17 protein-coding genes are annotated in these 20,583 nt (G+C 59.4%); 11 read left to right on the forward strand and 6 right to left on the reverse strand.

Annotated elements, in window-relative coordinates; genetic code table 11:
- Window positions 1–45: 45 nt before the first annotated feature.
- The gene (gene kdgD, locus ND528_RS24945; protein WP_016771708.1) at window positions 46–957 is read right to left on the reverse strand and encodes a 5-dehydro-4-deoxyglucarate dehydratase; all 912 of its coding nucleotides are present in this window, start codon (window positions 955–957) and stop codon (window positions 46–48) included.
- A 298-nt stretch (window positions 958–1,255) separates the two neighbouring features.
- On the opposite strand from kdgD, the gene ND528_RS24950 reads away from it, so the two are divergent.
- Window positions 1,256–1,636, forward strand: coding sequence for a hypothetical protein (locus tag ND528_RS24950; protein ID WP_130911318.1), 381 nt, complete (start codon window positions 1,256–1,258; stop codon window positions 1,634–1,636).
- A 206-nt stretch (window positions 1,637–1,842) separates the two neighbouring features.
- Complete coding sequence (locus ND528_RS24955; protein ID WP_130911317.1) at window positions 1,843–2,205, forward strand: hypothetical protein; 363 nt, start codon at window positions 1,843–1,845, stop codon at window positions 2,203–2,205.
- Window positions 2,206–2,210: 5 nt separating this feature from the next.
- Here the strand turns inward: ND528_RS24955 and ND528_RS24960 are convergent, their stop codons facing one another.
- The 4 genes from ND528_RS24960 to ND528_RS24975 all read right to left on the reverse strand — a co-directional run bounded on the left by ND528_RS24960 (window position 2,211) and on the right by ND528_RS24975 (window position 6,783).
- Complete coding sequence (locus tag ND528_RS24960; RefSeq protein ID WP_024011597.1) at window positions 2,211–2,957, reverse strand: FadR/GntR family transcriptional regulator; 747 nt, start codon at window positions 2,955–2,957, stop codon at window positions 2,211–2,213.
- Between the two features lie 186 nt (window positions 2,958–3,143).
- Window positions 3,144–4,871, reverse strand: coding sequence for an ABC transporter ATP-binding protein/permease (locus ND528_RS24965; protein ID WP_263471436.1), 1,728 nt, complete (start codon window positions 4,869–4,871; stop codon window positions 3,144–3,146).
- Window positions 4,872–4,967: 96 nt separating this feature from the next.
- On the reverse strand, window positions 4,968–5,528 hold the full coding sequence (locus ND528_RS24970; protein ID WP_003221630.1) for a response regulator transcription factor: 561 nt from the start codon (window positions 5,526–5,528) through the stop codon (window positions 4,968–4,970).
- Window positions 5,521–6,783, reverse strand: a complete 1,263-nt coding sequence (locus ND528_RS24975; RefSeq protein ID WP_212615312.1) for an ATP-binding protein — start codon at window positions 6,781–6,783, stop codon at window positions 5,521–5,523. The genes ND528_RS24970 and ND528_RS24975 overlap by 8 nt, the downstream gene beginning before the upstream one ends.
- A gap of 410 nt (window positions 6,784–7,193) precedes the next feature.
- Here ND528_RS24975 and ND528_RS24980 point away from each other — a divergent pair, with 410 nt between their 5' ends.
- Window positions 7,194–7,910, forward strand: coding sequence for an SIMPL domain-containing protein (locus ND528_RS24980; RefSeq protein WP_137215511.1), 717 nt, complete (start codon window positions 7,194–7,196; stop codon window positions 7,908–7,910).
- 163 nt (window positions 7,911–8,073) lie between these two features.
- On the opposite strand, the gene ND528_RS24985 is transcribed toward ND528_RS24980, so the two are convergent.
- Complete coding sequence (locus ND528_RS24985; protein WP_137215512.1) at window positions 8,074–8,436, reverse strand: DUF6124 family protein; 363 nt, start codon at window positions 8,434–8,436, stop codon at window positions 8,074–8,076.
- A gap of 1,274 nt (window positions 8,437–9,710) precedes the next feature.
- Between ND528_RS24985 and ND528_RS24990 the strand changes: the two genes are divergently transcribed.
- From ND528_RS24990 to ND528_RS25025, 8 genes are all read left to right on the forward strand, one after another.
- On the forward strand, window positions 9,711–11,336 hold the full coding sequence (locus ND528_RS24990) for an ABC transporter substrate-binding protein (protein WP_016771716.1): 1,626 nt from the start codon (window positions 9,711–9,713) through the stop codon (window positions 11,334–11,336).
- A 300-nt stretch (window positions 11,337–11,636) separates the two neighbouring features.
- The gene (locus ND528_RS24995) at window positions 11,637–13,235 is read left to right on the forward strand and encodes an ABC transporter substrate-binding protein (RefSeq protein ID WP_024011591.1); all 1,599 of its coding nucleotides are present in this window, start codon (window positions 11,637–11,639) and stop codon (window positions 13,233–13,235) included.
- A gap of 176 nt (window positions 13,236–13,411) precedes the next feature.
- Window positions 13,412–14,833, forward strand: a complete 1,422-nt coding sequence (locus ND528_RS25000; RefSeq protein ID WP_122699944.1) for an OprD family porin — start codon at window positions 13,412–13,414, stop codon at window positions 14,831–14,833.
- Between the two features lie 77 nt (window positions 14,834–14,910).
- Entirely contained in the window at window positions 14,911–16,506 is a 1,596-nt protein-coding gene (locus ND528_RS25005; RefSeq protein WP_130910323.1) for an ABC transporter substrate-binding protein, read from the forward strand.
- Window positions 16,507–16,579: 73 nt separating this feature from the next.
- Complete coding sequence (locus ND528_RS25010) at window positions 16,580–17,590, forward strand: ABC transporter permease subunit (RefSeq protein ID WP_016771720.1); 1,011 nt, start codon at window positions 16,580–16,582, stop codon at window positions 17,588–17,590.
- An 11-nt stretch (window positions 17,591–17,601) separates the two neighbouring features.
- Entirely contained in the window at window positions 17,602–18,528 is a 927-nt protein-coding gene (locus tag ND528_RS25015; protein ID WP_016771721.1) for an ABC transporter permease subunit, read from the forward strand.
- A 10-nt stretch (window positions 18,529–18,538) separates the two neighbouring features.
- Window positions 18,539–19,507, forward strand: a complete 969-nt coding sequence (locus tag ND528_RS25020) for an ABC transporter ATP-binding protein (protein ID WP_016771722.1) — start codon at window positions 18,539–18,541, stop codon at window positions 19,505–19,507.
- Window positions 19,507–20,487 carry a peptide ABC transporter ATP-binding protein gene (locus ND528_RS25025; RefSeq protein WP_263471437.1) on the forward strand — a complete coding sequence of 327 codons (981 nt, stop codon included), beginning with the start codon at window positions 19,507–19,509 and terminating at the stop codon, window positions 20,485–20,487. Before ND528_RS25020 ends, ND528_RS25025 begins: the two co-directional genes overlap by 1 nt.
- The last annotated feature ends 96 nt before the right edge of the window (window positions 20,488–20,583 follow it).

The following is a 20,583-nucleotide window of genomic DNA, read 5'->3' on the forward strand; positions in this document are numbered from 1 at the left end:
TCACGCAAAAAGCCGCTGATTGCTCAGCGGCCTCGCTTTTCTCGTTTATTGCGCGCCTTGCTTGTCGATCAGCGCGGCGAGCATTTCGTACTCTTCGCCGGTCAGGTCGGTCAGCGGCGCACGCACCGGACCTGCGTCATAGCCGGCGATTTTTGCACCTGCCTTGACGATGCTCACGGCGTAACCGGCCTTGCGGTTGCGGATGTCCAGGTACGGCAGGAAGAAGTCGTCGATGATCTTGCCGACGGTGGCGTGATCTTCGCGAGCGATCGCGTGGTAGAAGTCCATCGCGGTTTTCGGGATGAAGTTGAACACCGCCGAGGAGTAGACCGGCACGCCCAACGCCTTGTAGGCAGCGGCGTAGACTTCAGCGGTCGGCAGACCACCGAGGTAGCTGAAGCGATCACCGAGGCGGCGACGGATCGACACCATCAACTCGATATCGCCCAGGCCATCCTTGTAGCCGATCAGGTTCGGGCAGCGCTCGGCCAGACGTTCCAGCAGCGGCGCGTTGAGGCGGCAAACGTTGCGGTTGTAGACGACCACGCCGATCTTCACCGATTTACACACGGCTTCAACGTGAGCGGCAACGCCGTCCTGGCTCGCTTCAGTCAGGTAGTGCGGCAGCAGCAACAGGCCCTTGGCGCCCAGACGCTCGGCTTCCTGAGCGTATTCGATGGCCTGGCGGGTCGAACCACCGACGCCAGCGAGGATCGGCACGCTGGTTGCGCAGGTGTCGACGGCAGTCTTGATGATTTCCGAATACTCGCTGGCGGCCAGGGAGAAGAACTCACCGGTGCCGCCGGCGGCGAACAGAGCCGAAGCGCCATACGGAGCCAGCCATTCCAGGCGTTTGATGTAGCCCGCGCGGTTGAAATCGCCCTGCGCGTTGAAATCGGTCACCGGGAAAGACAGCAGGCCGGCAGAGAGGATGGACTTCAGTTCTTGTGGATTCATTATTCGAACACCCTGGTAGCAACGTTTTATTGTGAGTGGACCGTTCAGCCTTCGCCGAAGTTGTAGGTCATCGTACAACTTAAAAAATAACCGTCAACTGCATTTCATCGTTGGCAGCGCTTTTTTGTCGGACAAGATTGGCTTTCGCGCTTAACGAAATGGCTACGAGGCGCGTGCTTGACGTCTTCGATGGCTGAAATATCCGGTCTGGATTCGTTTAATTCTGAGGGGACCAGCGGCTCGTAAAGTACGTCGACTGCCACGAAGGATCGTGGCGAACCACTCAAAGGAAGCCGTTATGTCGATGCACTTTGCTGCCCCTACCCTCACCCACATCGCCCCCGCACAGGACGACTGCGTCACGCTTCAGCTCTCGCAATTGCCGGACATCCTCACCGTGCAGGTCCCGGATTCCAGCGATTTCGCAGCAAACTGGAGCGTCTATGCGATTCTCGGCAGCGATGGAGAAGAACCTGAATGGGAAGGTGATGAAGTGGACACTGGCGCCTGGGATGACGCCGAGGATGAAATGGAAAAGCTCTTCGACATCGAGGTGCAGCTGCCGAAAGAAGCATTGCAACCGTACCTGAACCGCGAGGTGGAACTGCGCTACAAGTTTCGGGATGAGTCGAGTATGGAGCCGTATTCGCAGGGGTTGAGGTTGCGGATCGAGGCGTGAACACGGCGTTTCTCATCACCATTTCACGTTTCCAGGCGCAGCCGCTTTGCGTGACGACCGTTGGTCGGGACTGGTATTTCTAACAGGTGCGCAAGAAGGGGCCTAACTGAGCTAATGACCGCAGGGGATAGCGAACCGGCTCCTATCGTAGCGCGTCATTACTACGGAATTAAAAGGTTTGATTAGGTATAAAAGGAATTTCAATCATGACTGCAAACCCAACAAACCTCGCCCCGCCTCAACTTCTCGAAGCCACCGTGCATGACGGGAAACTCACGCTTTACATCCATAATTTGGTTGACCCTGCTCACGGCAGCGTCGAGTCGTACCCAAATGTTATGGAGGGAGACAAGGTGATCTTCGAGGTGAGCACTTCCACAGGGAACCAAGATAAGCAGGAGCTCGAAGTAAAATCACCCACCGACGCCTCATTTGTATTCGTTATTGCGAAAAAAATCTTTGCAGAAAAATTTGAGCCGGGTGCCATCGCTACATTGAGCTATAGCGTGCAGAGATCATCTGGTAATACTGCACAGTCTGAAGAGCAGAAGGTTTATCTCGAACTCTGACAACATCACCCCTGCGCCTGCGCCTCTTCATGGGCCTGGCGCAGTCTTTCGCGGCTGTTCGTCAGGTGCAGACGCATCGCCGCACGCGCTGCATCGGAATCCTGGCGGGCAATCGCGTCGTAGATTTCTTCGTGCTCGCGGCTCAGGCGGCCCATGTAGTGCTGCTGATCATCATGGGCCAGGCGCGCCGAGTTCAGCCGCGTACGCGGAATGATGCTGGTGCCCAGGTGCGTCATGATGTCGGTGAAATAACGGTTGCCAGTGGACAGGGCAATTTCCAGGTGGAAAGCGAAGTCCGACGACACCGCATCGCTGGCATGCGAGGCGCTTTCGTTCAAAGCGTCGAGGGCGGCGCGCATGGTTGCCAGCTGTTCGGGGCTGCGGCGTTGCGCGGCGAGGCCGGCGGATTCGACTTCGAGGCTGATGCGCAATTCGAGAATCGCCAGCACATCACGCAGAGTGACAACGGTGGCCGGGTCGATGCGGAAACCGCTCGGGCTTGGCGTGTCGAGGACGAACGTGCCGATGCCGTGGCGGGTCTCCACCTGGCCGGCGGCCTGCAGACGGGAAATCGCCTCGCGCACCACGGTGCGGCTGACACCATGGGCTTCCATGATCGCGGACTCGGTGGGCAACTTGTCGCCACGCTTGAGCAGGCCATCGCGGATCTGCTCGCTCAACACCGTCACCAATTCCTGGGCGAGGCTGCGGCGCTTGCGGGGGAGGCGCGGGGTGTCGATCAGCTTTTCCATGGTCTGCATCTTGTCTCGAAAGTTCGGCTTGGCGCCATCATAGCTCAAGCGAGTTGTACGATCACCGGGCAGATCACATTACCCCACTGTGGGAGCGAGCCTGCTCGCGAAAGCGGTGGTTCAGACGACAGATTCGTCGACCGATATGGCCCCTTCGCGAGCAGGCTCGCTCCCACAGGTGAGTGTTCAGACAGTTATGGCCTGTTCGACCAGACGCCCACTATCGATCCGCACATGCCGTGGATGGAATCGTTTCAAACTGCTTCGGTGACCGACGCTGACGATGCTCAGACCCGGAATCTCGTCGATCAACGCCTGATACAACGTGGCCTCGTCTTCTTCATCCATCGCCGAAGTGGCTTCGTCCATGTACAGCCATTGCGGTGCATAAAGGAGCGCGCGGGCGAAGGCCAGGCGTTGCTGTTCACCGGGCGAGAGCATGCGCTGCCAATGATTGGCTTCATCCAGCCGCCCAACCAAGTGCGGCAGACGACAGGTTTCCAGCACCTGTGCATAACGCTCCGGCGTGTAAGTGTCGCCCGGTTGTGGATAACTCAACGCTTCACGCAATGTGCCGATCGGCAGATAAGGCTTCTGCGGCAGGAACAGATAACGCGCCGCCGGCAAACGAATATTGCCGTGCCCCGCCGGCCACAAATGCCCCATCGCCCGCAACAACGTGGATTTGCCGCTGCCGGAACGGCCGCTGAGCATCACTCGCTCGCCCGGTTCAACAGTCATGCCGGCGTTGGTCAGCAGGTGACGACCATCGGCCAGATCGAGGCCGAGGTTGTGCACCTGCAACTCACTGCCCTGGTTCTGCACATTGATGGCGGGCACCCGCTCTTCGTTGTTGCTCATGGCATTGCGGAAACTCAGCAGACGATCGCAAGTGGCGCGCCACTCGGCCAGATCCTGGTAAGCACTGATGAACCAACTGAAATTCTCTTGCACATTGCCGAACGCCGAGTTGATTTGCATCAGCTCGCCCAGCTCGATCTTGCCGCTGAAATACCGTGGCGCCGCAACGATGAACGGGAAAATAATCGCGATCTGCCCATAGCCCGAAGTGAAGAATGTCAGACGCTTGGACACCCGCATGATGTCCCAGAAGTTATGCCAGACCAGGCCGAAACGATTGCTCAAGCGGCGGTTCTCATTCGGCTCGCCGTTGTAGAGGGCGATGCTTTCTGCATTTTCACGAACCCGCACCATCGAAAAACGCAGGTCAGCTTCGAAACGCTGCTGGTTGTTGTTCAAGCCGATAAGGCGTCTGCCGATCAGATGGGTCAGCCAACTGCCGACCGCCGCATAGACCAGTGCACACCAGAACATGTAGCCGGGAACAGTGAAACCGAACACCTCGATGCTCCCGGAGACGCCCCACAGGATGATCGAAAAGGACACCAGACTGACGATCGTGCGGATCAACCCCAAGCCAAGGGCCAAGGTGTTCGCGGTGAATTTATTGAGGTCTTCGGAGATGCGCTGGTCCGGGTTATCGGTATAACCGCCCTGCTCCAGCTGGAAGTAATTCTTGTGTTCAAGCCAACGGGTGAAGTGTTTTTCGGTCAGCCACGCCCGCCAGCGGATGGTCAGCATCTGCGTCAGATACTGCCGGTAAACCGCGGCGAGAATCGCCACAGCGGCAATACCGCAGAAGTACAGGATCAACTGCCAGAACGCCGCCTCATCCTTTTTCTGCAAGGCGTTGTAGAAATCCTTGTACCAACTGTTCAACCACACGGCGATCCATACGCTGAACAGCGTCAGCGCGATCACGGCAATCAGCAACGTCCAGGCTTTGCCCTTCTCTTCGCTGCGCCAGTAAGGCGTGGTCATCGCCCAGACCTTGCGAAAAAACTGCCCGCGCACAGCATCGTTGACCGCGGAATATTCAGCGTTCTGATTCATGGATAAGGCTCGATAGTAAAAAGAACGGACACGCGCCGATCATAGATGATCGGCGCGATTTATCGCGAGGGCTGGCGATAGTCGTTCAGCGCAGGTTCAGCGACGCACCGGGCGCTTCTGCAGTTTGCGCTGCAAGGTGCGGCGGTGCATGCCCAGCGCGCGGGCCGTGGCGGAAATGTTGCCTTCGTGCTCGGTGAGCACGCGCTGGATGTGCTCCCATTGCAGGCGGTCGACCGACATCGGGTTTTCCGGCACCAGACTGTCGAGGTCGGCGTGCTCGGACAGCAACGCGGCCAGCACGTCGTCGGCATCGGCTGGTTTGCACAGGTAGTTGCAGGCGCCACGCTTGATCGCCTCGACCGCCGTGGCAATGCTCGAATAACCGGTGAGGATCACCACGCGCATTTCCGGATCGAGTTCCAGCAGCTTGGGCAGCAGGACCAGACCGGAATCGCCGTCCATTTTCAGGTCCAGCGCGGCATAGTCAGGCAGATCGGCCTGGGCGATGGTCAGGCCTTCTTCCGCAGAACCGGCAGTGCTGACGCGAAAGCCGCGGCGGGCCATGGCGCGGGCCATGACGCGGGTGAAGGTCGCGTCGTCGTCGACCAGCAGCAGATGCGGCAGTTCTTCGCCTTCGACTTGGATTTCGTCACTCATGTTGGTCTCCTCGGGCGCCGTGGGGCAGGCGCAGCTCGGTGAGCGTGCCGCCTTCCTCATGACTATAGAGTTTCACTGAGCCGCCGGCGCGTGTCACGCTGGCCTTGCTCAAAAACAGGCCCAGGCCGAAACCTTTGCCCTTGGTGGTAAAAAACGGCTTGCCAATCTGCTCGGCGATGGCCAGCGGCACACCGGCGCCGTGATCGCGAATGCTGATGGTCAAAGTCTCTGCGTCCCAGTCCAGCGTCACCTGGAGGTTTTCCGGGCAGGCGTCAGCGGCGTTATTGAGCAGATTCAGCAAAGCCTGGGTCAGATCCGGCGGCGGCGCCATGCGCGGCACCGCCCCCTGGCCGAGACGCTGGAAGCGGTAACTGGCCTCCGGGCGCATCAGGTGCCAACGGTTCAACGCCTCGTCGAGCCAGTCGGTAACGTCCTGCATCTCCACCGCCAGGCGCCGATTGGCCTCAGCGGCGCGGACCAGTTGCTGCAAGGTTTCCTTGCACAGCTTGACTTGATCCTGCAGCACTTTCAGATCGTCCTGCAGCAGCGCATCGGGATGGTCCTGCTGCATTTCCTTGAGCAACACGCTCATGGTCGCCAGCGGCGTACCCAGCTCATGCGCCGCACCGGCGGCCTGGGTGGCAACGGCGAGCAACTGCTGATCGCGCAGCCCCTCCTCCCGACGGATCGCGCGCAGTTCTTCCTGCCGGCGCAGCTCTTCAGCCATGCGCGCGGCGAAGAAGGTAATCACCGCAGCGGCCAGGGCAAAGCTCAGCCACATGCCGTAGATCTGCAGATTCTCACGGGCGACCGGCAGGGTTTCCAGCGGATAGAAACGCGTCAACATTACCGTGTAAAGCGCCAGCGCGATGCCCGACAGAATCACCGAATAACGCCACGGCAGCGTCACCGCCGCGATGGTCAGCGGCACCAGATAATAAGAAACGAAGGGGTTGGTCGAGCCGCCGGAGAAATACAGCAGCGCACTGTGAATCACCAGATCGCAGGCCAGTTGCAGCGCGTATTCGAGCTCGGTCACCGGCCACGATGTGCGCAGGCGCACGGCAGTGAACACGCAGAGCAGAATCGAGCAGCCCAGGGTCATCGCCAATTGCACCCACGGCAACGGCAACAATTGCAGCCAGTAGGCCAGCCCCACGGACCCGGCCTGCGCGGCGAGCACCAGGGTGCGGATGAAAGTCAGCCGCCAGAGGTTCTGGCGAGTGGCGGAAGTCAGTTGTACGGGGGCGAGCATGAGCTCTCCTGATGAGCGCTCCAGGCGGATCGCACGGAGTATAACCAACGTGCGGGGTTCAGAGGCGAAAGTGCGGCAAACGACCACATGGCGGCGATGGAGAATTCATCTGAGTTGAAGAAGATGCCGAGGGCTATTGGAGATCAATTGTGGCGAGGGGATTTATCCCCGCTGGGTGGCGGAGCCGCCCCAAGTCATGCGACCTCATTTAACCCGACATACCGCATCAGCCGGATTTGCGACTGCTGCGCAGCCGAACGGGGATAAATCCCCTCGCCACAGAAGCACTTCCCACTGCGCGCAGGTATCTGTATAGAAGTTGTAACTGGGCGAACCGGATCATAGAAGTTAGGGTCTGATGGTTCACGCAGGCCGCGACCCATCACCTGCGCCTCACTCAAGGAGCCTTCATGCACACATTTCGCCGCAGCGCCGCCCTCCTCGCTTTGACCGTCGGCAGCGTCGCCAGCCTCCCGGCGCTGGCCGCCGATGAGCTGCACTACAACCAGATTTCCCTGCGCGCCGAAGTCAGCCAGGAAGTGGCCCGCGACCAGATGATCGTGACGCTCTACACCGAAGAGCAGAACACCGACCCGGCCAAACTCGCCGCCGCCATCAGCACCACCATGAACAAGGCCACCGCCCAGGCCAAACAAGTCAAAGACATCACCCTGCGCACGGGCAGCCGCAACAGTTATCCGATCTACGACACCAAAGGCCAGAAGATCACCGGCTGGCGCGAACGCGCCGAACTGCGCCTGGAAAGCACCGACTTCGCCGCCCTGTCCAAACTCACCGGCGAGTTGCTGACCGAGCTGAAAATGGGTGGCATGGACTTCGCCATCGCCGATCCAACGCGCAAGGCCAGCGAAGACCAGTTGCTCAAAGAAGCCGTCACCGCCTTCAAGACCCGCGCGCAACTGGCCACCGATGCACTGGGCGGCAAGGGCTACAAAATCGTCAACCTGAACCTCAACAGCAACGGTTACCCACAACCGTACCTGCGCGCGCCGATGATGATGAAAGCCGCGGCCATGGATTCCGCGCCGGTGACCCCGGAAGTTGAAGCCGGCACCAGCCAGGTCAGCATGACCGCTGATGGCTCGATTGAAGTGCTGATGCAGTGATTTGAGCTTGGCTGAATGAAAGACCGGCAATCAGTAAATGGTTGCCGGTTGTGTCCGGGTTTTGTAGTGAATGATCCACCGCTTCGCGAGCAGGCTCGCTCCCACAGGTTGAACGCATTTGAATGTGGGAGCGAGCCTGCTCGCGAAGAACGATGACGCGATCTCAAGCGTGCGGATCAACCCGATCCAGCGCCCGATTCACCGCCAGCTCCGCCAGCATAATGATCTGCTGAATCGCCAGCGCCGTATTGCGCTGCGGACGACCAAGCTGATCGGCGAAATCGCTGGCCAGCGTATTGGCTGAAGCAAGGGACTCACAGGCGTGAGCCAGCAGGCTTTCGGTGTCGATGTCGGGCCGGATCTGAAACATCGTGCCGGGTGGATGGGGTTTGCCGGGGGGCGGGCAGAGATAGAAATCGAGGGCACGCTTGATGGCTTCGCGGTTTTTTGCGAGATCGTCGGCGCGCAGCGCGGCTTCGAGGGGGGTTGAGGTTTCTTCGGGTGGGTCGGGGACTGGTTTGGTCATTAAATAGCCCTACTTTGCTAAATGAACGCCATCACCTGCCGTTTCTCACGCGGCGAAGTGGGTGGCAACTATGTGCGGGGTGAGAAACCGGAAAAATAGGAAAACCGGCCAGACCGAAGTCTGCCCGCACACAGTCGCCATATCGCTATTGCAGACAACTGAAGAGCTGGCGGCAATTATGCGGACATGCGCACTGAATCACTAATTTTCCGGGTTCTCACACCCGATCGCTGAACAACCAGCGACGACCCAAGCCTAGAGAGCGGACGTCCGACGGACAACCTGAAAACCTTGTGGGAAGGTTCTGGCTGTTTCGCATCGAATTTAAACAGCCAAAAAGCAAACCCTCACCCTAACCCTCTCCCAGAGGGAGAGGGGACTGAACGAGGTGTTTGGGGGAGATACGCCAACGTGAAATTCCGAGTTGAACTCAGGATTTGAAAAGCACACAAATCAGCCCCCTCTCCTCGGGGAGAGGGCTGGGGTGAGGGGCAAATCCACAACAAAAATAACGCCGAACACCCGCTCTTCACCACTCAATAGGCCGAGTGCCAGCTCGCCTGCTCTTGATCTTGATCCACCGGCGACGTCGGAAGGCTGAGTGGAGGGATTGATCCGGGCGTGGGAGCGCAGCGACCGTTCGACGAAGTCGAACACAGCGGAAGGAGGTGCAGCGAAGCAAACCGGAGCCGCTGCGCCCGGATCAGTCCCGGAGCGAAGGAACCCGAGCCTGCGAGGGCCGAACGCAGGAGCAAGCCTTTTCGGTTACCTTTTTGGCGTTTGAAAAAGGTGACTCGCCGTAAGGGCGAAACCGCCAGCAGCCGCTACCGAAGCAACGGATATTCACCCAAACCAACCAACACCCTGATCGGCCCAAAGCCCGCCAAGGTGCCACCAATCGAAACACCCAGTTGCACCAAGTAAAACTCCCCAATCCCTGCCCCAATCCACCCCACCCTAAGCCACCCCAAAAACCCCTCAACCCCGCCCATCCCCAAGGGTATAAATAAGTAACACCAAGCCCCACCCAAGCGCACCCGACACCTCCAGCGCACCAATTCAGTGCCCCGAATGCACCGCAAAAACCACCCGCAAACGGTCAAATGCGTCAAAAGTTATACGGATGCGACATTAAGGTACGTTCGTGCCACCGTTTAACGCCGCCGACCGCTCTGGATCTTGCATTGGGTATGGGGCCTGCATAAGTATCCGCAGGCACGACTCACGAGGTCGTACCTCACAACTAAAAAATGACAACAAATCATGAGGCCAACATGCTTAAACACGCGGTCATTCCGTTTCTAGTCGGCGCAGGCTTGTTAGCCTCCGCACCTTTCGCCACCGCTGCGACTAACCTGGTGTTCTGCTCCGAAGGGAGCCCGGCCGGTTTTGATCCAGGCCAGTACACCACCGGAACCGACTTCGACGCCTCAGCCGAAACCATGTTCAACCGCCTGACCCAGTTCGAGCGCGGCGGCACCGCCGTGATTCCTGGCCTGGCGACCAAGTGGGACATTTCCGATGATGGCCTGACCTACACCTTCCACCTGCGTGAAGGCGTCAAGTTCCACACCACCCCGTATTTCAAGCCGACTCGTGAATTCAACGCCGACGACGTGCTGTTTACGTTCAACCGCATGATCAACAAGGACGACCCGTTCCGTAAGGCCTACCCGACCGAATTCCCGTACTTCACCGACATGGGGATGGACACCAACATCACCAAGATCGATAAAGTCGACGACCACACCGTCAAGTTCACCCTGAAAGAAGTCGACGCCGCGTTCATCCAGAACATGGCCATGAGCTTCGCGTCCGTGCAGTCCGCCGAATACGCGGCCCAACTGCTCAAGGATGGCAAAGCCGCCGACATCAACCAGAAGCCGATCGGCACCGGCCCGTTTGTGTTCAAGAGCTACCAGAAAGACTCGAACATCCGTTACACCGGCAACAAGGATTACTGGAAACCTGAAGACGTGAAGATCGACAACCTGATCTTCGCCATCACTACCGACCCGTCGGTGCGTATTCAGAAGCTGAAAAAGAACGAGTGCCAGGTCACCCTGTTCCCGCGTCCGGCCGATCTGAAAGCGCTGAAAGAAGACAAGTCGCTGAAGATGCCGGATCAGGCCGGCTTTAACCTCGGCTACATCGCTTACAACGTGATGGACAAGGTCAAGGGCAGCAACGAGGCCAACCCACTGGCTGACCTGCGCGTGCGTCAGGCGCTGGACATGGCCGTGAACAAGCCGCAGATCATCGATTCGGTTTACCAGGGCGCCGGCCAACTGGCCGTCAACGCCATGCCGCCGACCCAGTGGTCCTACGACACCACCATCAAGGATGCCAAGTACGACCCTGAGAAAGCCAAACAGCTGCTCAAGGAAGCCGGCGTCAAGGAAGGTACCGAGATCGTCCTGTGGGCGATGCCGGTGCAGCGTCCATACAACCCGAACGCCAAACTGATGGCTGAAATGCTCCAGTCCGACTGGGCCAAGATCGGCTTGAAAGTGAAGATCACCAGCTACGAGTGGGGCGAGTACATCAAGCGTTCCAAAGGTGGCGAGAACCAGGCCATGATCATTGGCTGGAGCGGTGACAATGGTGATCCGGACAACTGGCTCAACGTTCTGTTCGGCTGCGACTCGCTGAGCGGCAACAACTTCTCCAAGTGGTGCGACAAGAAGTTCGACGGCCTGGTGAAAGAAGCCAAACGCACTACCGACCAGGGCAAGCGCACCGAGCTGTACAAACAGGCGCAACACGTCCTCAAAGATGCAGTTCCAATGACACCTATCGCTCACTCGACGGTGTATCAACCCATGCGCGCCAACGTGCAGGATTTCAAGATCAGCCCATTTGGCCTGAATTCCTTCTACGGCGTCAGCGTCAGCAAGTAAGACATTGCAACGGCGGCGTTTCTGACGTCGCCGTTGCTTTATCTACCGGGAAAAAAGGAAAAGGCCTACACCCAAATCCGCCGCAGATGATTGCTTCGGTATAGGCGCGTCGACTTTTCCTACGAGCATTAAGGCAATTACGTATTTACTGCCAGAGGCACGGTGCCTACCGTCGCGTACTGACCAGTGTCTGCGTGGGCCACCGGTTTTGCCGTACGTATTGGATTGAGCTCAATGCGACCAGAAAGTCCCGGGATAGGGACCCTGACGCATTGCACAACACTAAAAAGAGGGAGCGTCATGCGCCATACCTTGATTTTTTCCGCACTGTTGGGCGCCGGCCTGTTGGCCGCCACGTCTGCAAGCTACGCCGCCAGCGACAGCCTGGTGTTTTGCTCGGAAGGCAGCCCGGCGGGTTTCGATACCGCGCAGTACACGACGGCCACCGACAACGACGCCGCCGAGCCGCTGTACAACCGCCTCGTCGAGTTTGAAAAAGGCGCGACCAATGTCGTACCGGGCCTGGCGACCAAGTGGGACATTTCCGAAGATGGCCTGAAATACACCTTTCACCTGCGTGAAGGCGTGAAATTTCATACAACCCCTTACTTCAAGCCGAGCCGCGATTTCAACGCTGACGATGTCGTGTTCACGTTCACTCGCATGCTCGATGCGCAACAGCCGTTCCGCAAGGCGTATCCCACCGAGTTTCCGTACTTCAACGGGATGAGCCTGAACAAGAACATCGCCAAGGTCGAGAAGACCGGGCCGCTGACCGTAGAGTTCACGCTCAACAGCGTCGATGCCGCGTTCATCCAGAACATCGCGATGAGCTTCGCTTCGATTCTGTCTGCCGAATACGCCGACAAGCTGCTGGCCGACGGCAAGCCGAGCGACATCAACCAGAAGCCGATCGGCACCGGGCCGTTCGTATTCAAGAGCTACCAGAAAGACTCGAACATCCGCTATACCGGCAACCCGCAGTACTGGGATCCGAGCCGGGTCAAGCTGAAGAACCTGATTTTTGCGATCAACACCGACGCTTCGGTACGCGTGCAGAAGCTCAAGGCCAACGAGTGCCAGATCACCCTGCACCCGCGGCCTGCCGATGTTGAAGCACTGAAGGCCGACCCGAAACTGCAACTGATTTCCAAGCCGGGCTTCAACCTCGGCTACATCGCCTACAACGTGCGCCACAAGCCGTTCGATCAACTGGAAGTGCGTCAGGCACTGGACATGGCGGTGAATAAACAGGGAATTCTCAACGCTGTTTATCAAGGCGCCGGCCAACTGGCCGTCAACGCCATGCCACCGACCCAGTGGTCCTACGACGACACCATCAAGGACGCCGCCTACAACCCGGAAAAAGCCAAGGAACTGCTCAAGGCCGCCGGCGTGAAAGAAGGCACCGAGATCACCCTGTGGGCAATGCCGGTGCAGCGTCCATACAACCCGAACGCCAAGCTGATGGCCGAAATGCTCCAGTCCGACTGGGCCAAGATCGGTCTGAAAGTGAAGATCGTCAGCTACGAATGGGGCGAGTACATCAAGCGCACCAAGAACGGCGAGCACGACGTCAGCCTGATCGGCTGGACCGGTGACAACGGGGACCCGGACAACTGGCTGGGCACGCTGTACAGCTGTGACGCCATCGGCGGCAACAACTATTCGATGTGGTGCGACCCGGCGTACGACAAGCTGATCAAACAGGCCAAGGTCGTCACCGACCGCGACCAGCGCACCGTGCTTTATAAACAGGCCCAGCAATTGCTTAAACAGCAAGTGCCGATCACGCCTGTCGCCCACTCGACGGTCAACCAGCCGTTAAGCACCCGGGTCGAAGGGTTCAAAGTCAGCCCGTTCGGCCGCAACGTGTTCTCGGGTGTCAGTATCGATTAAACCAACCGATTAGCCGCAATGCTGAGGGGAGCCGTCTACTCCCCTCACGCAAGCGCTTTGCCGAAATTCGCCCATCCGGCTTTTTGCAAACGTTTGCGATGTGTGAACGAGTTCTAAACCAATAACCGGCATACCAAAAAAAGCCGGGATAAAAAGAAAGTAAAGGAGCTTCACCCATGAAACTGAGCAGCACCGCGATACTGGCCCTGGCCATCAGCAGCATCACTGCTACCGCGTACGCCGAACCTGCAAGTCAGGAGTTCGTCCCTACCACATTGGCCGGCAGCAGCGCCCAAAGCGAGGCCAAAGGCTTTATCGATGGACAAAGCCTGGGCGGTACAACCCGTAACTGGTACGCCAACGAACTGAAGCGTCGTGATGACCGTTTCAGCTACGTGAAAAACAGCGACAAGAATACTTCGCCATTGGTCAAGACGCCGACTGCGCGTCGCATCAACTGGGTGCAAGGCACCATCGTCAACTACACCTCGGGCTTCACCCAAGGCACCGTGGGCGTGAGCACCGAAGTCGCCGCTTACAACGCCATTGTGCTGGATCGTGATCGCAAGGACATCGCCGGCGGTTCCAACCGTACTCTGGCGGACTCCGACGGCGACGCCGTTGACCAGTGGAGCAAACTGGGTCTGGCCAACGTCAAGTTCCGCGTGTCGAACACTACCCTGACTGCCGGCCGCCAGAACTTCAGCACGCCGATCGTTGATGTCATCGGCAACCGACCGCTGCCTTCGAGCTTTGAAGGTATCAGCCTGCACAGCGAGGAATTCAACAACCTGTCGTTCGACCTGGGCGGTTTCGACCGCGTATCGCCGCGTACCGAGCAGAGCCTGTCGAAATTCCGCACCGAATATTCGCAAACGGGCGTGGAAACCGACAAGGTCTACACCGCAGGCGTGAACTACCAGCCGCTGAAAAGCCTGAAAACCAGCCTCTATGTGGCCAATGTCGAAGACTTCTGGAACCAGTACTACTTCGGTGGCACCCACGAACTGGGTGACAGCCAGGTGCTGAGCCTGACCACCGGTCTGAACTACTACAAGACCGTCGATGAAGGCAAAAAGCTGATGGGTAACATCGACAACGATACCTACTCGCTGTCGCTGGGTCTGACTCACCAGGCCCATAGCCTGACGTTCTCGTACCAGGAAGTTAACGGTAACGAGTACTTCGACTACCTGCACGAAACCAACGGCATCTACCTGGCCAACTCCCTGCTGTCGGACTTCAACGGTCCGAACGAGAAGTCGTTCCAGATTGCCTACGGCATCAACATGGCCGAATACGGCGTACCTGGCCTGAAGTTCAATATCTACCAGGCACGCGGTTGGGGCATCGACGGTACTCACTACCGCGGCACCGCCTACACCGATCCGGGCGCCAAGCGCGGCGACCTGAGCCTGATGGATGGCGAGTCTCACTATGAATACGGTGTCGGGGCTTCCTACGCTGTGCAAAGCGGCCCGCTCAAAGCCACTGCAATTCGCGCGACGTACACCACTCACCGCGCCAGCGAGCATCAGGCTGACGGCAACATCAACGAGTTCCGTCTCGTGACCACCATCCCGTTCAACATTCTGTAAAAACGCCAACCGACGGCTGACTCATGATGAGTCGGCCGTTCGGTTTTCTGTCTTCAACCGATTGCAGAGGGTTATCGATGAAAATGCTTCCCCTACGTGCGGCCATCGCGGCTGCGTTGCTGAGTGTCGCTGTCGGCGCCTCGGCCAAACCCTTGGTGGTCTGCACCGAAGCCAGCCCGGAAGGCTTCGATATGGTCCAGTACACAACTGCAGTCACGGCGGACGCTGTGGCCGAAACCATCTTCAACCGCCTGGCCGATTTCAAGCCCGGCACCACCGAGGTGATCCCTGCACTCGCCGAGTCGTGGGACATCAGCGAAGACGGCCTGACCTACACGTTCCACCTGCGCAAAGGCGTCAAGTTTCACACCACCGAATATTTCAAGCCGACCCGCGACATGAATGCCGACGACGTGGTCTGGAGCTTCCAGCGTCAGCTGGACCCGAATCACCCGTGGCACAAACTGTCGAGCGTGGGCTTCCCGTACTTTGAAAGCATGGGCTTCAAGGAATTGCTCAAAAGCGTAGAAAAAGTCGACGACAACACAGTCAAGTTCACCCTGACCCGCCGCGAAGCGCCGTTCCTGGCCGACATCGCCATGGCCTTCTCGTCGATCTACCCGGCCGAATACGCCGACCAGTTGCTCAAGGCCAACAAGACTGGCGATCTGAACAACAAGCCGATCGGCACCGGCCCGTTCATCTTCCAGCGTTACGCCAAGGATGCGCAGGTGCGCTTCAAGGCCAACCCGGATTACTTCCGTGGCAAGCCGCCGGCCGACGCGTTGATCCTGGCGATCGCCACCGACAACAACGTGCGCCTGCAAAAGCTCAAGGCCAACGAATGCCAGGTCGCGCTGTATCCGAAACCGGATGACATCCCGAGCATCAAGAAAGACAGCAAGCTGAAAGTCGACGAGCTGGACGCGATGACCGTTTCGTACATCGCCATGAACACCCAGCACAAGTACATGAGCGACGTGCGCGTGCGCAAAGCCATCGACATCGCGTTCGACAAGGAAGCCTACGTCAACGCGCTGTTCGGCAAGGGCAATGCGTCGGTGGCGGTCAACCCGTACCCGCCGACCCTGCTCGGCTACAACCATGATCTGAAGAACCCGCCGCGCGACCTCGACGCAGCGCGCAAGCTGCTCAAGGAAGCCGGGGTTCCGGAAGGCACCACCTTCACCCTGTTCACCCGTAACGGCGGCGGTCCGACCAACCCCAACCCGATGCTCGGTGCGCAGATGATGCAGGCTGACCTGGCGAAAGTCGGGATCAAGATCGACATCCGCGTGATGGAATGGGGCGAGATGCTCAAGCGCGCCAAGGCCGGCGAGCACGACATGGTCTCGGCCGGATGGGCGGGCGACAACGGCGACCCGGATAACTTCCTGACGCCTATGCTCAGTTGCGAGGCCGCCAAGAACGGCGAAAACTACGCACGCTGGTGCAACGAGAAATTCCAGGCACTGCTGGATGAAGCACGGGCTAAAGTAGATCCGGCCGAACGCGCCGCGCTCTACGAACAGGCCCAAGTGCTGTTTAATCAGGACCAGCCATGGATCAGCATGGCCCATACTCGGATGTTCACTGCAATGCGCAACAATGTAGAGGGCTACCACATCAGCCCTCTCACCACTAATAACTTCGCCACCACCCAGGTGAAGTAGATAAGAAACGCCCGGTGCTCCTGACCTATGGAACACCGGGCACGCCTAACCGGCTGATGAGGTACCACACAAGATGTTTAGTTTTATTGCCCGCCGACTGGGGTTGTTGATCCCCACGTTTTTCGGCATCACCTTGCTGACTTTCGCGTTGATTCGCATGATTCCGGGCGACCCCGTGGAAGTGATGATGGGCGAACGTCGGGTCGACCCCGAAATGCACGCTCAGGCAATGGAACGCCTGGGGCTGAACAAGCCGCTGTATGCCCAGTATCTGGACTACATCGGCAAACTGGCCCAGGGCGATCTCGGTGAGTCCTTGCGTACCCGTGAAAGCGTGTGGACCGAGTTCACCTCTCTTTTCCCGGCGACCCTGGAACTGTCCATGGCCGCCCTGCTGTTCGCTGGCATCCTCGGGCTTCTGGCCGGGGTGATCGCGGCACTCAAACGAGGATCGCTGTTCGACCACGGGGTGATGGGCATCTCCCTCGCGGGCTATTCGATGCCGATCTTCTGGTGGGGCCTGATCCTGATCATGTTCTTCTCGGTGAGCCTGGGCTGGACCCCGGTCTCCGGGCGCATCGACCTGCTGTATGACATCGAGCCGAAAACCGGCTTCATGCTGATCGACACGCTGCTGGCCGATGACGTCGGCGCGTTCTTCGACGCCCTGCATCACCTGATCCTGCCGGCGATCGTGCTCGGCACCATTCCGCTGGCGGTAATCGCGCGGATGACCCGTTCGTCGATGCTCGAAGTGCTGCGCGAAGACTACATCCGCACCGCCAAGGCCAAAGGCCTGTCGCCGTCGCGCGTGGTCTTCGTGCACGGTCTGCGCAATGCGCTGATTCCGGTGCTGACCGTGGTCGGCCTGCAGGTCGGCACGCTGCTGGCCGGTGCGGTCCTGACCGAAACCATCTTCTCCTGGCCCGGCATCGGTAAATGGCTGATCGAAGCCATCGGCGCCCGGGACTATCCGGTGGTGCAAAACGGCATCCTGTTAATCGCCTGCCTGGTGATTCTGGTCAACTTCGTGGTGGACATCCTCTACGGCTTTGCCAACCCACGCATCCGTCATCAGCGCTGAGGTCAATACCCATGAGCACTCCAACATCCTCAGTAGCCACCGCCACGTCCGCCGTGGATCAAAGCCTGCTGTACCCGTCGCCGTACAAAGAATTCTGGCAAGCGTTCTCGAAGAACAAGGGCGCCGTTGCCGGCCTGCTGTTCATGCTGCTGATCATCTTCTGCGCGATCTTCGCGCCGTGGGTCGCGCCGCACAACCCGAGCGAGCAATACCGTGACTTCCTGCTGACGCCACCGGCGTGGCTCGAAGGCGGGCAGATGCAGTTCCTCCTCGGCACCGACGAACTCGGCCGTGACCTGCTGTCGCGTCTGATCCAGGGTTCGCGCCTGTCGCTGCTGATCGGCTTGTCGTCGGTGGTGATGTCGTTGATTCCGGGGATCCTGCTGGGTCTGTTCGCCGGTTTCTTTCCGAAAGTGGTCGGTCCGACCATCATGCGCCTGATGGACATCATGCTGGCTCTGCCGTCGCTGCTGCTGGCCGTGGCGATCGTCGCCATCCTCGGCCCTGGCCTGATCAACACCGTGATCGCGATTGCTGTGGTTTCCCTGCCGTCCTACGTGCGTCTGACCCGTGCCGCCGTCATGGGCGAACTGAACCGTGACTACGTCACCGCCGCGCGTCTGGCCGGTGCTGGTCTGCCGCGCCTGATGTTCATCACCGTGCTGCCCAACTGCATGGCGCCGCTGATCGTGCAGGCAACCCTGAGCTTTTCTTCGGCCATTCTCGATGCCGCCGCACTGGGCTTCCTCGGCCTCGGCGTACAACCGCCAACCCCTGAGTGGGGCACCATGCTGGCCTCGGCCCGCGACTACATCGAACGCGCCTGGTGGGTGGTGAGCCTGCCTGGTCTGACCATTTTGCTCAGCGTGCTGGCAATCAACTTGATGGGCGACGGCCTGCGCGATGCGCTGGACCCGAAACTCAAGAACGCCGCCTGAGGAGATTCAAATGTCACTGCTAGAAATCAAGAATCTCAACGTCCGCTTCGGCGACAAGACCGCGACCCCGGTGGTCGACGGCCTCGACCTGAAAGTCGACAAAGGCGAAGTATTGGCCATCGTTGGCGAGTCGGGTTCGGGTAAATCCGTGACCATGATGGCGCTGATGGGCCTGATCGAGCATCCCGGCATCGTCACCGCCGACTCGCTCAGCTTCGACGGCAAGGACATGCTCAAGCTGAGCAATCGTCAGCGTCGGCAGATCGTCGGCAAAGACCTGTCGATGGTCTTCCAGGACCCGATGACCGCGCTGAACCCGAGCTACACCGTCGGTTTCCAGATCGAGGAAGTGCTGCGCTTGCACCTGAAAATGTCCGGCAAGCAAGCGCGCAAGCGTGCCATCGAACTGCTGGAAAAAGTCGAAATCCCGGGCGCCGCCAGCCGCATGGACGCCTACCCGCATCAACTGTCTGGCGGTATGAGCCAGCGTGTCGCGATCGCCATGGCGATTGCCGGCGAGCCGAAACTGTTGATCGCCGACGAACCGACCACCGCGCTGGACGTGACGATTCAGGCGCAGATCATGGATCTGCTGCTGGCGTTGCAGAAAGAGCAGAACATGGGCCTGGTGCTGATTACCCACGACCTCGCCGTCGTGGCTGAAACTGCCCAGCGCGTCTGCGTGATGTACGCCGGCCAGGCGGTTGAAGTCGGTCAGGTGCCGCAACTGTTCGACATCCCGGCGCACCCGTACAGCGAAGCGCTGCTCAAGGCGATTCCCGAGCACAGCCTCGGCGCCTCACGCCTGTCGACCCTGCCGGGCATCGTTCCGGGCCGCTACGACCGTCCGCAGGGTTGCCTGCTGTCGCCGCGCTGCCCGTACGTGCAGGACAACTGCCGCACCCAACGTCCGGGCCTTGATCCGAAAGCCAACAGCCTCGCCCGCTGCTTCTACCCGCTGAACCAGGAGGTGGCGTAATGGCCGTCGTACTTACCGCCCGCGACCTGACCCGTCACTACGAAGTCTCCCGTGGCCTGTTCAAGGGCCACGCCACCGTGCGCGCGCTCAACGGCGTGTCGTTCGAACTGGAAGCCGGCAAGACCCTCGCCGTAGTGGGGGAGTCGGGCTGCGGCAAATCCACTCTCGCCCGCGCCCTGACGCTGATTGAGGAGCCGTCATCGGGCTCGCTGCAGATCGCCGGTCAGGAAGTTGCCGGCGCCGACAAGGCCGAGCGCAAGCAACTGCGCAAAGACGTGCAGATGGTGTTTCAGAGCCCGTATGCGTCGTTGAACCCACGGCAGAAAATCGGTGATCAACTGGCCGAGCCGCTGCTGATCAACACCAAGCTGTCGGCCACCGAGCGTCGCGAGAAAGTCCAGGCGATGATGAAGCAGGTCGGCTTGCGCCCCGAGCATTACCAGCGCTATCCGCACATGTTCTCCGGCGGTCAGCGCCAGCGTATCGCTCTGGCGCGGGCAATGATGCTGCAACCGAAAGTGCTGGTCGCGGACGAACCGACTTCGGCGCTGGACGTGTCGATTCAGGCCCAGGTGCTGAACCTGTTCATGGATTTGCAGCAGGAGTTCAACACCGCCTACGTGTTCATCTCGCACAACCTCGCGGTGGTGCAGCACGTAGCCGATGACGTGATGGTGATGTATCTCGGTCGCCCGGTTGAACTGGGCCCGAAGAACGACATCTACGAGCGCCCGCTGCACCCGTACACCCAGGCGCTGCTGTCAGCGACCCCGACCATTCACCCGGACCCGAACAAGCCGAAAATCAAGATCGTCGGCGAACTGCCCAACCCGCTGAACCCGCCATCGGGCTGCGCCTTCCACAAGCGCTGCCCGTATGCGACCGAGCGTTGCACCACGGAAGAACCGCTGTTGCGTGAACTGGATAACCGGCAGGTGGCTTGCCACTACGCCGAGCAGTTTCTCGACGGCGCGGCGTAAGACCACGGAATATCCATGTGGGAGCGAGCCTGCTCGCGAATGCGGTGTAACAGTCACCAACATTGTCGACTGAAATGACGCTTTCGCGAGCAGGCT

The organism is Pseudomonas mercuritolerans (assembly GCF_025706525.1).
In the GTDB taxonomy this organism is placed as follows: domain Bacteria; phylum Pseudomonadota; class Gammaproteobacteria; order Pseudomonadales; family Pseudomonadaceae; genus Aquipseudomonas; species Aquipseudomonas mercuritolerans.